Genomic DNA, 15,350 nt, shown 5'->3' with positions numbered 1-15,350 from the left:
AGGAGGAAGTCGAAAATCCATAAAAGAGTAGACAATAAACAAATAATGTGCGATATGGAAAAGAAAGCTTTAATTATTGCGCCTTTAACAAAAGATGAAAAAGAACAATTAAAAGGTGGTTTTACAAGTGTATCCAGAACTGACGAATCAACTGCAATTAGTAATGGCAATTGCTCAAGTTCGGATGGATGGTTTAACGACAACTGTGGTTGCTCAAATTGTACCTCACAAGAAACCAAACCGACGGAAGAAATTAAAAAACCGTAAAACCGAAGTTTAACTTACGTAGAGGAGCTTATAACTCCTCTACTAAAATTATTCAATTATGAACTGGAGTCGTTATAATTTTATAAGTCAAAAAGACGATCATACATATATATTGTATAATTATGTAGACGATTCGATCATCTTTTTGTGTAAAGAACTTTTGGACATAGTCGATAAAAATATTCACCACGTAGATAAACTTGCGGCTATTCATCCTGACTTATACCGGGAATTGAGTAATAAAGGATTTATTATCGATGACAATATCGACGAGAAAGATTTTGTCATGAAAAAGATTACCGACAAACTAAATGCTTCAACCACATTTAAACTGATCATTAATCCGACACTAAACTGTAATCTGAGATGTTGGTATTGTTATGAATCCCATATTGCTGACAGCTATATGAATGACGAAACAAAAAATGCTGTCCTTAAACTCGTAAGCAAAAAATTAAGCGATCCCAAAGTCGAAGTCATGGATTTATCCTTCTTTGGAGGAGAGCCTTTACTCAGAGCTCAAAAAATCGCATTGCCTTTGATATATAAAATAAAAGAAATTTGCGATTTGCACAACAAAAAGTTCAGAGTTCATTTTACCTCAAATGCAGTTTTACTCAATACTTCGATAATCGAAGCATTATCGGCAGTTACCCAGGACATTTCTTTTCAGATTCCATTTGACGGAGGCAAAATAAAACATAACGAGGTGAAAAAAACGCGCAATGCACAAGGAACGTATGACAAAATACTGACCAACGTATTGAATGCGCTGAAAAAAGGATTTAAAATCAATATCCGTTGTAATTACAATTTAACCAATATCGATTCTTTTGAAGAACTGATTCTTGATATAGACAGACTGGCTTCTGACTACAAAAAACAAATTACAGTTTCTTTACAAAAGATATGGCAAACCTCCTATTCGGAAACACTGAGAGACAAAACAGAACGTATAAAACAGCTCATAAAGGAAAAAGAATTTCATTGTAACCTGATAGGAAAAGGTACAATTTCTACTTACTGTTATGCTGATTATGACAATACTGTTGTCGTAAATTACAATGGCGACATTTTTAAATGTACGGCAAGAGACTTTAAAAGTGAGTTAAGGGATGGCGTTTTAACAGCAAACGGCACCATTTGTTTTACTGATAATTACAAAAAACGTATCAATAGCAGATTTAATGCCGATTGTAAAAACTGCCCCATACTTCCTATTTGTACAATATGTTCTCAAAAGAAAATCGAATCCAGGCATATATCCGGATGCCCGTTAAATATTCCTTTGGAAGATAAAAAACAGCAAATTCAATCCCGTTTAAAAGCTTTGTGCAGTGAATACAGCTGATCCGGTCTGAAGTAAGTTGGTTTGTAAATAATCTATTTATGGCTGAATTTCCTTTCTACAAACAGCATGATGCCATGCAGTGCGGCATAACTTGTCTACGAATGGTCTGTAAATATTTTGGTAAGGAATTTTCTTCTGACAGACTTTCCGGGATTTGTTTTGCAACCAATGAGGGCGTATCTATTCTCGGTATTAGTGAAGCTGCGGAAAAGATAGGCCTTCATACGCTTTGTGGAAAATTTAAGGTCGAACAACTTACAGAAATTTCTCTTCCATGCATCTTACACTGGAATCAAAACCATTTCGTCGTACTATACAAAATAAAAAAGAAAAAATGGTTCTATATTGCCGATCCCGCTCAGGGGTTAATAAAATATTCGCTTAAAGAATTTTGTTCGCATTGGCTTAGTACCAAACTATCCGGCGAAGAAATAGGTATCGCTATACTTATGCAAACAACCCCTGTCTTTTATGAATATAAAAATGAAGACAGGACGAAAAAACGTTCATTTAAATTCCTTTTTGGATATATTAAACAATATCGTAAATATTTCGGACAAATTATCCTCGGCTTATTGATCGGGAGTCTTTTACAGTTGGCCTTCCCTTTTCTGACTCAAGCAATTGTAGATGTCGGCATTATTCATCAAAATATCAGCTTCATTTATCTTATACTTCTTGCACAATTAATGTTAATCTTCAGCAGAACATTTGTGGACTTCATCCGTCGATGGATTCTTTTGCATATCAGTATGAGAATCAATATATCACTCGTCTCAGATTTTTTTATTAAATTACTCAAACTTCCGATGTCCTTTTTCGACACGAAACTGATGGGTGATCTTATGCAGCGTATGAATGATCATAACCGAGTGGAGAAATTCCTTACAAATCAGATATTAAATGTGATGTTTTCCTTACTCGGTTTTATCATTTTCGGCATTGTCTTACTCTGTTACAACAAAGTTATTTTTTTAGTTTTTCTTGCAGGAAGTATTATTTACGGATTGTGGATCGCAGCTTTTCTGAAAAAAAGGAAACGACTCGATTATTTATTCTTCGAAAAACAAGCAACGAATAATAACAGAACCTATGAATTTATCACCTCCATGCAGGAAATCAAATTACAAGATTGCGAACAACGACGCCGTTGGGAATGGGAAGATGTACAGGCTGAACTTTTTCAGGTCAACATGAAGTTAATAAAACTCCAACAAACACAGGAAGCCGGCAGTATCTTTATTAATGAAATCAAAAATATAGTCATTACCGTACTTGCAGCAACAGCTGTTATTAAAGGGCAAATGACATTAGGTATGATGTTAGCTGTTCAATATATCATAGGCCAACTGAATTCACCCGTCGAGCAATTAATGCAATTTTTATATTCCATTCAGGATGTAAAAATCAGCCTGGAAAGAATCAATGAAATTCATCAAATGGAAAATGAGGATACAAATGCAAATCATATACAGCATTTTAATAATATCGACCAGAATCTCTATTTCCACAAAGTTGATTTTAAGTATGATCCACACAAATCGAAAAAAATACTCGACAATATCCACGTTTCCATCCCGAAAGGAAAAGTCACGGCCATAGTCGGAACCAGCGGAAGCGGAAAAACAACAATGATTAAATTATTACTCGGTTATTATAAAGTTCAAAAAGGTTGTATTACGATCGGACAAACCAACATCAATAAATGTAACCTGAAATCATGGAGACGAAAATGCGGAGTGGTAATGCAAGACGGAATTATTTTTTCTGAGTCTATTGCAAGAAATATTGCAGTGGATGATTCTGACATAGATAAAGAAAAATTATTAAAAGCCGCTGAAATAGCAAATATCAAGGACTATGTCATGAACCTGCCGTTGAAATTTAATACGGTCATCGGACGCGACGGTATCGGACTTAGTCAGGGCCAGAAACAAAGAATTCTTATTGCAAGAGCCGTCTATAAAAATCCGGAATATATATTTCTGGATGAAGCTACAAATGCATTGGATGCAAATAATGAAAAGGTAATTGTTGAAAATCTGAATGAATTTTACAAAGGTAAAACCGTAATAGTTGTAGCTCACAGACTCAGTACAGTCAAAAATGCCGATCAAATTATCGTAATCGATAATGGCAAAATCGTAGAAACAGGTAATCATATTTCTCTTATCCAAAATAAAGGTGCGTATTATAATCTCGTTAAAAACCAATTGGAATTAGGAAACTAAGCAAAGGAAATTAAAACATGGAAGAACATGATAATATAGGACTCAGAAGCGAGAAAGTAAGGAATGTCATTAGTAAGATTCCCCCTTTTATCATCCGGAGTGGAATAACCGTAATAACAATTCTGATATGCGGAATAATGGCTGTTGCCTGGTTTGTTCCTTATCCTGAAAGTGTAAATGTCAAAGCGGAAAATTTTATAAAAAAATCCGATACAACATGGGAATCCACTCTTTATATTCCTTACAGATATATAAGCCTGATAAAAAATGATATGCCCGTTCAAATAGAAATCGAAGGCTATAATGCAAGAGAATATGGCTATCTAAAAGGAAAAGTACAACTCATTGATAAAAAACCCATCAAAAAAAACGGAGAAAATTTCTTTATTTCAAAAATCACCTTTCACAACGATAAAGTAACTTTATACGAACATTTAAATGGACAAGCTTTCATCCTTATAAAAAACGACAATCTTTTAAAACGAATCATCATCAGGTAACTTAGAAAGCTTCACCTTGGGCCGAAAACAAATAAAACGAGGGTGTCATGTGATTGACGCCCTCGTTCAGACATAACAAAGTCCTGTATTTTATTTCAAACCGCTTCTTTCAAGCAAAGCATCTACCGTCGGCTTTTGACCGCGGAAACGTACATAAAGCGTCATAGGATGCTCAGATCCCCCTTTCTCCAGAATATTCTTACGGAATGCTTCCGCCGTTGCGGCATCGAAAATACCGTTTTTCTTAAATACCGAAAAAGCATCTGCATCCAATACCTCAGCCCATTTATAACTATAATATCCGGCAGCATATCCACCTCCGAAAATATGCCCGAAAGCCGTTGAAAAACAAGTTCCTTCCACATCCGGGAAAATTTCTGTCGGCTGCATGGCCTTTCTCTCGAAATCCACGATAGAATCAGTTACAGGGGCCGTAATTGTATGCCATGCCATATCTACCATACCGAAGCTCAATTGCCGGTCACTCAAATATCCGCTCAGGAAATTGGCTGATTTGCGGATCTTTTCAATGTATTCCTGCGGAATTTTTTCACCCGTCTCATAATGTACCGCCCATTTATCCAACCATTCTTTTTCCAAAGCCCAGTTTTCCATAATTTGAGAAGGAAGTTCCACAAAATCCCGGTAAACATTGGTTCCGCCGGTTCCGTTATAGGTATTGCGGGACAACATACCATGCAAAGAATGTCCGAACTCATGCAATAAAGTCGTTACCTCGTCAAAAGTCAGCAATGAAGGTTTAGTCGCCGTAGGTTTACTGAAATTCATAACCAGCGAAACCTGTGGACGTACATCCTTTCCATCCCGGACGTGCTGTGACAAAAATTCCGTCATCCATGCCCCGCCACTTTTGCTGGCACGAGGGAAAAAATCAGTATACAGTACAGATAAAAACGAACCGTCACGGTCATACACTTCAAAAGTCTGCACATCTTCATGATATTTAGGAATATTATTTACCTCCTTAAATGTCAGGCCGTAAAGCGTATTTGCCAAATCGAAAACGCCTCTCTGAACATTCTCCAGTTTAAAATAAGGCTTTAACATCTCGTCATCGAGCGCATATTTCTCCTGTTTCAATTTATTGGAATAATAAGCCCAATCCCAACGTTGTAATTTCCCGGTAAAACCGTTTTTACGGGCAAATTCCTCCACCTCTTTCTTCTCTTTCAAAGCCTGGGAATGAGAAGCCTCTAAAAGTTGCTGTAAAAATGTATTTACTTCAGCAGGAGAAGAAGCCATCCGGTTAGTCAAGGCATAATCGGCATAGGTCGGATACCCCATAATCTTCGCTTTTTCAAGTTGTAAAGCGGTAATCTGACGGATAATCTCTCCATTGTTACGATCATTGGCCCGGTTACAACGGGAATTATAAGCCCGGTACATTTTTTCCCGCAAATCCCGGTTATCGGCATATTTGAGGAAAGGACCGTAACTGGGAGCATGCAAGGTAAACAGCCAACCTTCTTTTCCCTTTTCCTTGGCTGCGGCAACAGCAGCTTCCTTTACACTTTCAGGCAACCCGGCCAGATCTTTTTCGTCCGTTACCAGTAACTCAAAATCATTGGTCTCGGCCAAAAGATTTTCTTCAAATTTCAGTCCCAAACCGGAAAGTTCCATTGAAATCGCTTTAAAACGCTCTTTGGCTTCTCCTTCCAGATTAGCGCCTCCGTTGATGAATGACTTCCAGGTATCCTCCAGCAAAGTCGTCTGTTCCGGATTCAGATTTAAATTTGCTTTATTCTCATAAACCTGTTTCACTCGTTCGAAAAGTTGCGGATTCATATAAATACTATTGCTGAATTCCGTCAGCTTAGGTGAAACTTCCTGGGCTATCTTCTGCATCTCATCATTTGTATTGGCAGAATTGAGATTGAAAAAAATAGCAGAAACCCTTCCCAATTTTTCTCCTGCGGCATCCAGAGCCACAATTGTATTTTGAAAATCAGGAGCTTCCGCAGAAGACGCTATTTGTTCTATTTCCTTTTTTGCCGCCTCAATCGATACGTCGAAAGCCGGAATATAATCACCCGTCTTAATCAAATCAAAAGGAGGCGTATGATGAGGAGTAGTAAAATCCTTCAACAACGGATTCGTCTCCTTTTGTGTACAAGACATACTTATCAATAGTAGTGCTGCCATATAAAAATTTTTTCGCATGATAATAATATAACGTTATAAATATATTTTAGTTTATCTCATTCAGCCGCGAATTTAACATTTAAAAGTCAATTCCTGAAATTCGTTCAAATCAAATATAAAATTCTTCCGTTTAAGTGCATAATTATTTCCGCCATTTGCATAATTATAAGATGTAATTATAAGGTTATTAATGAATTATAATCTACTTTTGTCTAAACGATTTACAGTAGTAATTCAAAATAAATTTATGAAAGATATTATAGAAGTAAATGTCAAATCGGAAATCGGGAAATTAAACGGTGTGATCATTCATACGCCCGGTGAAGAAGTTGAGAACATGACTCCGGAAAATGCCGAAAGAGCGCTTTACAGCGATATTATCAATCTTTCGATTGCCCGGGATGAATACAAGCAAATCAAAGGTGTTTTATCGAAACTGACCCGTACTTTCGAGGTAAAAGACCTTTTATGCAATATACTGAAAGATGAAAAAATCAAAGCGGAAGTACTGGAGCGCATCGAAAAAATAGAGCCTTTCATCGGAGAACAAGCCCCCAAAGGCAGTCTGAAAGAACAATTGATGGAAGAAAATGCAGAAAGCCTCTCCCGTCTGCTCATCGAAGGCGTGGAAATGGTAAAGGATAATCTGACCAAATATTTAAGCAAAGATTGGTTTGCATTACGTCCGATGCATAATTTACTCTTTACCCGGGATGCTTCCATGAGTGTCAACAACGAGGTATTGATCGGCCGTATGGCCAACGCTATCCGGGACCGGGAATCGGTAATCATGCGTTCAATATTTGATTTCACCCCAGAATTTAAAACATCGACATTGACCATTCCTCCTATTCCCGGATCGGCAAATCGTATCCGGACTGTAGAAGGCGGCGACGTTTTGGTAGCCCGGGAAGATATCCTGATCATCGGCAACGGAGCCCGTACCAGTACACAGGCTATCGATCTGCTGATGTACGAATTCATCAAACGGAAAACCGAAAAAATACAGCACATCATTGTACAGCAATTACCGCATACGCCGGAATCCTTTATTCACCTGGATATGGTTTTCACCCTTCTGGATCGCGATAAATGTATGGTATTCGAACCCTTGATTATGAATCCGGGAAATTACCAGACCGTACATATAAAAATACAAAACGGAAAGTTGTTGGGTATACGTACAGAGAAGAATCTTCTCAGTGCCTTGAAAAAACTCGGTATGGACCTGGAACCTGTATTCTGCGGCGGTACCGACGAATGGAATCAGGAAAGAGAACAATGGCACAGCGGTGCTAATTTCTTCTGTGTCGGACCGGGACAAGTCCTGGGATATGCCCGTAACAACTATACCATGGAAGCCATGAACACAGCCGGTTTCGAAATTATCAAGGCCAATGACGTAATCGACGGACACGTCGATCTCGGACACTATCCCAGGTATGTCATTACCATCGACGGCTCGGAACTGCCGCGCGGCGGAGGCGGCGCACGTTGTATGACCATGCCGGTAAACCGCACCGACATCGACTGGTAAAATATCCACAATACATCCCAGCGTGCCTTTCATTAAAAATACATGAAGGGCACGTTTTCGTATGTAATTTCGTTATTTTTGCACAATGAAAAAAATAAAATATTACATCAGCAGTTTCCGGCTAAGAACCTTACCGCTGTCAATCTCCGGTATTATTCTCGGTTCCCTTTTGGCAAAATCGGACGGTTATTTCAATCCAACGGTATTCTGCCTGGCCATCCTGACAACACTGTGCCTCCAGATCCTGAGTAACCTGGCCAACGAACTGGGAGATATGCAAAAAGGTACGGACAATGCCGATCGTCTGGGACCTGTCAGGGCCTTACAATCCGGAATTCTCACCACCAAAGATTTTAAACGGTTGATTATTATCTTTATTTTACTTGCAATACTAAGCGGAACCGTCCTTATTCTTACGGCTTTCCATTCATTACTCAGCTACAAAAGTATTCTTATGCTATTCATCGGCGGTGCAGCCGCCATAGCTGCCGTAAAATATACAATCGGTAAAAATCCGTATGGCTACCGGGGATTGGGGGATATATTCGTCTTTCTGTTTTTCGGATGGGTCAGCACATTGGGAGCCTATTACCTGATGACCCATCAATTGAATCCGGATATATTACTTCCGGCTACCTCCATCGGGTTCCTGACGACAGGTGTTTTAAATATCAACAACACCCGTGACATCGAAAATGATGCACAGTGCGGTAAACGAACGATACCGGTACTTATCGGAGAAAAAAAAGCCAAAACTTACCATATGATTCTCATTGCCGGCGGAATTCTGTGTATGGTTATTTACACCTTGACGACTTATACTCATTTACTAAACTGGGGGTATCTTATTGTCGTCCCGCTCTTCATCATCCACCTGCTAAAAATGTATCGTTACTCCGGTAAGCAACTCGATCCTCAACTCAAATTTCTTTCGGTAAGTACCTTACTGTGGGCCCTGGCAACCGGTTTTACTTCGCTTTACTGACCCAGAAAACTGAAGCATCAATTCTGAGGGTCGACATCACAGTACACCCGGAGCCCGGTAAATCCTTTGTCCGACTGCAAAGCCGATAATTCTTCCTTAAGAAAAGATTTTATTCTGGAAAGAGAGACCTTATATTCGATCTTAATCAATAATTGTACCCGGTGCATTTCACCGATCTTACTAACTTCCGGCACGGCAGGCCCCCATACACGACGCCCCAACTCCGCCCGTAGACGGCCCACCAGTAGATTCACCGCATTTCTCACCACCACCACCTCCTTATGTCTCAACTCCACCTGAATCAACCGGCAAAAAGGAGGATAAACAAACTGTTCCCGTTCGGCGGCAATCTCCGTATAAAATACATCGTAATCACCGTTCATCACCATTCGGTACACCCGGTTATCGGGATCGGCAGTCTGAACAATGACTTTTCCCTGCTCCCCTTTTCTTCCGCTACGTCCCCCCACTTGCATCAACATACAATACGCCCTTTCCTCTGAACGGAAATCCGGGAAATTAACCATACTGTCCGCATCGATGACACCCACCAATTTAACATTAGCAAAATCCAATCCCTTAGAAACCATTTGAGTTCCGACAAGTATATTCGTCTTACCTTCCTCAAAATCATGAATAACCCGGTGATACTTTGCTTTACTGCTCATGACTTCCAAATCCATACGGGCAATTCTGGCATCCGGAAACAGTGCAGCCACTTCTTCCTCCACCCGCTCCGTACCGGGCGTCTTTTGACGGTAATGGCCTTTTCCGCATTCCGTACAAAGTGATACGTTCCTCTTTATACTTCCGCAATACCGGCAACTTAACAAGTCGCGTTGTTTATAATAAGTCATACTGACATCACAATGACTGCATTTCAATATAGAACCACAACAATCACATTGCAAATATGTCGAATACCCCCGACGATTCTGAAAAAGGATAATCTGATTTCCTTCATTCAACGTCCGTTGCATTTCCTGAATCAAAACCGGTGAAAATACTCCTTTCATCAGTTTTTTACGACGATACTCAGCCAGATCGGCCAACAAAAGTTCCGGCATCCGGATATCCCCGTACCGGGAAGTCAATTGTACATAGCCGTATTTACCGGTTTTCGTATTATAATAACTTTCAAAAGAAGGTGTCGCCGATCCCAGCAACACTTTCGCTCCACACAAATTGGCCAGCATAATGGCTGCATCCCGTCCGTGATAGCGTGGAGCCGGTTCTTTTTGCTTATAGGAAGGATCATGTTCTTCGTCCACAATCACCAGTCCCAATTTCTGAAAAGGTAAAAACAACGAAGACCGAACCCCTAAAATCACCGGATAAGGTTTCGGACCGGATTGCTTTTTCCACAATTCAGCCCTTATATTATCCGGCATTCCGGAATGATAAATTCCGATAGTATCCCCGAAAACCCGTCTTAAACGTCGTATAATCTGAACCGTCAAAGCTATTTCCGGTAACATGTACAACACCTGCTTACCCCGGGATATATATTCCCGGATCAGATGAATATATACCTCTGTTTTTCCGGACGAAGTAACCCCCCGTAATAAAACACAATCTTTGGACGTAAAATAATCTCTGATCTGCTTTATAGCGGACTCCTGTTGCAATGAAAGCGGATTTGCCTGCTGTTCCCCGGCTTTATCTTCTCCCAAACGACTCACTTTTCGCTCTTCGATTTTCAGGATATTCTTTTCACAAAGTGATTTCAGAATTGCAGCAGAACCACCCGACTGCTTCAAAAAATGCTGTTTTTCCATTTGTTCTTTCCCTGCTTCTATCCACCGGCACAACATTTTATACTGCCCCGAAGCCCGCCTCAAAGCATCGAGAATACCGGAAAGTTCCTCTTCCGCATAAGGACGCGCCCAGAGTATCCATTTTTCGGTCTTTTCCCGGAAAATCTCGTCTATTGTTTCTTTGATTTGTATATATCCTTTATCCAGCAAGGATTTGACAAGCCCCATCCCGTTTTTGATACCGAGATATTTCTCTATTTCCCGCATAGCGACATATTGCCCCGGTCGTAAAAAACGCAACAATGCCTGTCCATTATCAGTCAGATCATCGAAATCAATCTCCGTATCCCCCAATGTAACCGCCGTAAAACTTTCCAAACGGAACACAACCGGTAAAGCAGCCCGAAGCACCTCTCCCGGATAAGCCATATAATATTCGGCCATCCAAAATAAAAATTGTAAATGCACCCCGGACAATTGCAGACGATCATCCGTTACAGCCTCGATATTTTTAACCTTATAGCCGACCGGTTGTTTCTCATGAATCCGCCATACGACACCCGTATATTTTTTATTTCCGGCAAAAGATACAATGACAAGTTTGCCTTCCCCCACTTTTTCCTCCAAAGCAACAGGTACAGCATAGGTAAAAACCCCTTCTACAGCCAATGGTATAATTATATCTGCAAATTTCACCGTTATTCTCTTTTCCTGCTCAAAATTACGCCTTTTTCAGACATCTGAAAAAATAAGAACCGCTTTTTTCTGACAACAGAAAAGAAGAAAAATAACCGTTTTCATAATAATAAAAAATCCTGAAATCATCTTCACACTAAAATAATTCTTTCATTTCTCCATATTTTATTTATTTTTACAACACAAACAGTTTCAAGTTATTAATTACCAAATTAAAATTCATCGTATGAAAATCATTATCTCCTGTTTACTTTTACTATCCTGGACATGTTTTTGCCCGGAATTATCTGCCCAACAACAAAACGGTATGATACGTGAAGACGGAGCCTATTATATTGCCGACCAGATACCGGAATATCCGGGAGGAATTGAGGCCATGCTCAAATATATAGAAAGCAACATCCAATATCCCCGGGAAGCATTGACACAAAAAGTCCAAAGTCGGGTATACGTACAATTCGTCGTCAATAAAAACGGAAAAGTCAGTCAGGCTGAAATCAGCCGGGGTTCTCATCCTCTATTAGACAAGGAAGCCATTCGGGTTGTCTCCAACATGCCGAAATGGATTCCGGGAAAAAATAAAGGGAAAAAAGTACCGGTCATATACACGCTTCCGATTACCTTCAAAATAACACCTTCTATGTCATCTATTTCCGATATTAAAAACAGCAACGATACCGGAACAACATTACAAGGTATATGGCAAATATGCAAACTCAATAACACATCCGATAACGAAAAATACAGTATTACAGCCGGACCTTATATGAAAATCCTTTCAACGGACAATCGTTTCACAAATCTGGCCCTGAATACATCCGGTCATGTATCTGTCATCACCTCGAACGGGACCTATACCCAAACATCAGACAGTACCTATGTAGAAAGCGTTTCAGAATCAATTATGAACCCTAAATTATCCGGAAAAGATATTACAATTCACTTTAAATTCCTCAATGCAAATCTGTTGATGATCAGTTTTCAATCGGTTGATCCTCTTTTGCAGGGAAAAGAATACTGGACACGGGTTTTTCTGCCACAGCCTGCCAATCAACACAACTAAATTTCAATACACTCAACCCAACCCGAACGATAAAAAAGGAGTATAAATCGGAAATGAATGTATAATTGAAGCAGCATAAAACAATAAAGCCGGGACTGAAACATTCCCGGCTTTATCAATATTACAATGTATTTTTATCGGTTCGATAAAACCCTCACCAGATTCAATAATTCCGGATTTAACCCTTTGGAATTTTTAATCGTCTTATTGAAAGGCACATGAACAATTTCTTTATTCATGATACCGACCATAATACTCTTCTGATCATCCATAAGAGCATCTACCGCAGCAACCCCCAATTGGCTGGCCAATACACGGTCAAAAGCCGAAGGCGATCCGCCGCGTTGCATATGTCCGAGTACAGACACCCGGATATCATATTCCGGATGAGCTTTGGAAACCTTATCCGCTACACTGTAGGCACCCCCTTCTTTTTCTCCTTCCGCTACGATAACAATACCGCTGGATTTCGTCGGATCGTAGTCTTTGGCAAGGAAGGATTCAAGGTCTGCAATATCAGTATCTATCTCCGGCACCAATACGGCTTCTGCTCCCGTAGCGATAGCCGTCCGCAAAGCAATAAAACCGGCATCACGTCCCATTACCTCCACAAAAAACAAACGGTTGTGTGCACTGGCGGTATCCTTAATTTTGTCCACAGCTTCTACAGCCGTATTAACAGCCGTATCATACCCGATCGTCGAATCGGTTCCGTATAAGTCATTATCGATCGTACCCGGAATACCGACTACCGGAATATCGTGCTCCTGAATCAATAAACGGGCTCCGGTAAACGAACCGTCACCACCGATAACCACCAAAGCATCGATCTTGTGTTCTGCCAACACCGCTGCAGCCTTTGTTCTTCCTTCCGGCGTACGGAATTCAGTACTACGGGCAGACTTCAAAATCGTTCCCCCCCGCTGGATAATATTGCTTACGTCATAGGATTTCATCCGTTTGATATCCCCATTGATCAACCCCTGATATCCCCCATATATACCGTAAGCTTCACAACCATAGTATATGGCAGATCTCACCACTGCACGAATAGCAGCATTCATCCCCGGTGCATCCCCACCCGATGTAAGAACTCCGATTCTTTTAATTTTTCCCATAATAGATATAAAATTTTACTTTCTATGTTAACTCTATCTTGAAGAATATTTTTATTCTTGCTTTTTTATCACATTTTGAATTTCTTCCATTACCCACAATGGCGTCGATGTCGCCCCACTGATCCCAACGCTTTCAGCCCCCAAGAACATCTCTTTTTTCAAATCCCGCACATCCTGCACAAAATATGTCCTTTCATTAACCTCTTTACACACAGCAAATAATTGCCTGCCGTTGGAGCTTTTTTTTCCGCTCACAAAAATAATAACATCATGCATTTTTGCAAAATTTATCAACTGCGGAATTCGGTTCGCCACCTTTCGGCAAATCGTATCATAAACAACCACCTCATCCTGTCCCTTCTCCTGTATAATTCCGGCTATATTCCGGAACCCGTCCAGACTCTTCGTCGTCTGGGAAAACAACACCACCGGCTTACTGAAATCAACCTGTACCAGATCTGCTTCCGTCTCCACAACAATCGCCTCCCCGTTTGTCTGTCCGACCAATCCGCTCACCTCCGCATGTCCCCGCTTACCGTAAATCACCACCTGTCCGCCCGCAGGTTTTATCTTTTCATAAGCTTCACGGATACGTTTCTGCAAATTCAATACGACCGGACAGGAAGCGTCGATCACTTCAACCCCATTGGCCAAGGCCCGTTGGTAAGAAGAAGGCGGTTCTCCATGCGCCCGGAACAATACCCTGCAATTTTTCAACCCTGCAAATTCCTCGTGTCCGATCGTCTTCAAGCCTTTCTTCTCCAGTCTCTCCATTTCCAGGTTATTATGCACAATATCCCCGATACAGTAAAGAGTTCCTTTTTTCAGTTCGTCCTCTGCTTTACAGATCGCATTTACGACACCTGTACAAAAACCCGAATTTTCATCTATCTCAACCCGCATATCCATAATCCGAAAAAATACAACGGATCAACATTTCTTTTTTTCGATAACAGCCATCATAACCTGAACTTCCTCTTCTATCGTCATATTGCTGTTATCAATTAAAACAGCATCTTCTGTTCTCTTCAAAGGGCTCTCTTCCCGGTGTTCATCGATATAATCCCGCTTTCTCACATTTTCCTCCACCTCGGCATAATCAACCGCCTCTCCCTTTGCCGTCAATTCCTTATATCTACGCATTGCTCTCACCTGAGGTGAAGCCGTCATAAAGAATTTAACATCTGCGTTCGGAAACACCACACTCCCGATATCCCTGCCGTCCATGACAATGCCTCCGGTCTTCCCCATTTCCCGTTGCTGCTCCACCAGATAAGTCCTTACAAAACCTATTCTGGCAACCAAACTCACATTTCCGGACACTTCCATCCCTCTGATTCTCTCCTCTACATTTTCTCCGTTCAAATAAATTTCATTCCGGGCATGTCCCTCATTATATCTGAAATCAATAACCAAATTTTTCAGGCAAATACGCAGCTTTTCTTCATCCACATATTCACCGTTGATCAATCCGTTGCGCATAGCGGCCAATGTAACCGCCCGGTACATGGCACCGGTGTCGATATATACATACCCGAGACGGGTGGCCAATAATTTTGCTACAGTGCTTTTTCCCGTGGACGAATGTCCATCTACCGCGATAATCAATGCTTTACATTTTTCCATAATCTTCGCAAAGGTACAATATTTTTAAAAAAGTTATATGATAGATTTCCGGAATA

The 15,350-nt window shown here is 40.5% G+C and carries 12 protein-coding genes; 7 read left to right on the top strand and 5 right to left on the bottom strand.

What is annotated here, in order from left to right; genetic code table 11:
- The first annotated feature begins 54 nt into the window (after window positions 1-54).
- The 4 genes from DD657_RS07100 to DD657_RS07085 all read left to right on the top strand — a co-directional run bounded on the left by DD657_RS07100 (window position 55) and on the right by DD657_RS07085 (window position 4,349).
- Window positions 55-267: a hypothetical protein gene (locus DD657_RS07100; RefSeq protein WP_147379541.1), complete on the top strand. Its 213-nt coding sequence runs from the start codon at window positions 55-57 to the stop codon at window positions 265-267.
- 58 nt (window positions 268-325) lie between these two features.
- Window positions 326-1,618 (top strand): radical SAM protein, encoded by a 1,293-nt coding sequence (locus tag DD657_RS07095; RefSeq protein WP_118774538.1) that lies wholly within the window; start codon window positions 326-328, stop codon window positions 1,616-1,618.
- A 38-nt stretch (window positions 1,619-1,656) separates the two neighbouring features.
- Window positions 1,657-3,849: a peptidase domain-containing ABC transporter gene (locus tag DD657_RS07090; RefSeq protein WP_287049221.1), complete on the top strand. Its 2,193-nt coding sequence runs from the start codon at window positions 1,657-1,659 to the stop codon at window positions 3,847-3,849.
- Window positions 3,850-3,986: 137 nt separating this feature from the next.
- Entirely contained in the window at window positions 3,987-4,349 is a 363-nt protein-coding gene (locus tag DD657_RS07085; RefSeq protein ID WP_222860028.1) for a hypothetical protein, read from the top strand.
- 90 nt (window positions 4,350-4,439) lie between these two features.
- On the opposite strand, the gene DD657_RS07080 is transcribed toward DD657_RS07085, so the two are convergent.
- Window positions 4,440-6,512, bottom strand: coding sequence for a M3 family metallopeptidase (locus DD657_RS07080; protein WP_021988407.1), 2,073 nt, complete (start codon window positions 6,510-6,512; stop codon window positions 4,440-4,442).
- A gap of 247 nt (window positions 6,513-6,759) precedes the next feature.
- Between DD657_RS07080 and DD657_RS07075 the strand changes: the two genes are divergently transcribed.
- Both DD657_RS07075 and menA read left to right on the top strand, forming a co-directional pair.
- Entirely contained in the window at window positions 6,760-8,049 is a 1,290-nt protein-coding gene (locus DD657_RS07075; RefSeq protein WP_287049218.1) for an arginine deiminase, read from the top strand.
- Window positions 8,050-8,134: 85 nt separating this feature from the next.
- Window positions 8,135-9,034, top strand: coding sequence for a 1,4-dihydroxy-2-naphthoate octaprenyltransferase (menA, locus tag DD657_RS07070; RefSeq protein ID WP_287049216.1), 900 nt, complete (start codon window positions 8,135-8,137; stop codon window positions 9,032-9,034).
- A 17-nt stretch (window positions 9,035-9,051) separates the two neighbouring features.
- On the opposite strand, the gene priA is transcribed toward menA, so the two are convergent.
- Window positions 9,052-11,487, bottom strand: coding sequence for a replication restart helicase PriA (gene priA / locus DD657_RS07065; protein ID WP_287049214.1), 2,436 nt, complete (start codon window positions 11,485-11,487; stop codon window positions 9,052-9,054).
- Between the two features lie 226 nt (window positions 11,488-11,713).
- Here priA and DD657_RS07060 point away from each other — a divergent pair, with 226 nt between their 5' ends.
- Window positions 11,714-12,550, top strand: a complete 837-nt coding sequence (locus DD657_RS07060) for a TonB family protein (RefSeq protein WP_287049212.1) — start codon at window positions 11,714-11,716, stop codon at window positions 12,548-12,550.
- Between the two features lie 134 nt (window positions 12,551-12,684).
- On the opposite strand, the gene pfkA is transcribed toward DD657_RS07060, so the two are convergent.
- From pfkA to cmk, 3 genes are read right to left on the bottom strand one after another with little or no spacing between them, the layout of a single operon-like run.
- Window positions 12,685-13,668 carry a 6-phosphofructokinase gene (gene pfkA / locus DD657_RS07055; protein WP_021988402.1) on the bottom strand — a complete coding sequence of 328 codons (984 nt, stop codon included), beginning with the start codon at window positions 13,666-13,668 and terminating at the stop codon, window positions 12,685-12,687.
- Between the two features lie 51 nt (window positions 13,669-13,719).
- Window positions 13,720-14,571, bottom strand: coding sequence for a 4-hydroxy-3-methylbut-2-enyl diphosphate reductase (locus DD657_RS07050; RefSeq protein ID WP_068692173.1), 852 nt, complete (start codon window positions 14,569-14,571; stop codon window positions 13,720-13,722).
- A 27-nt stretch (window positions 14,572-14,598) separates the two neighbouring features.
- A complete protein-coding gene (gene cmk, locus DD657_RS07045; protein ID WP_068689986.1) occupies window positions 14,599-15,294 on the bottom strand; it encodes a (d)CMP kinase in 696 nt (231 codons plus the stop codon).
- Between the last annotated feature and the right edge of the window lie 56 nt (window positions 15,295-15,350).

Origin of the sequence: Culturomica sp., from assembly GCF_003524185.1 — a bacterium.
Classification (GTDB): domain Bacteria; phylum Bacteroidota; class Bacteroidia; order Bacteroidales; family Marinifilaceae; genus Culturomica; species Culturomica massiliensis.
The sequence above is the reverse complement of the archived record's forward strand: the minus strand, read 5'-3'. Positions and strand labels throughout refer to the sequence as shown.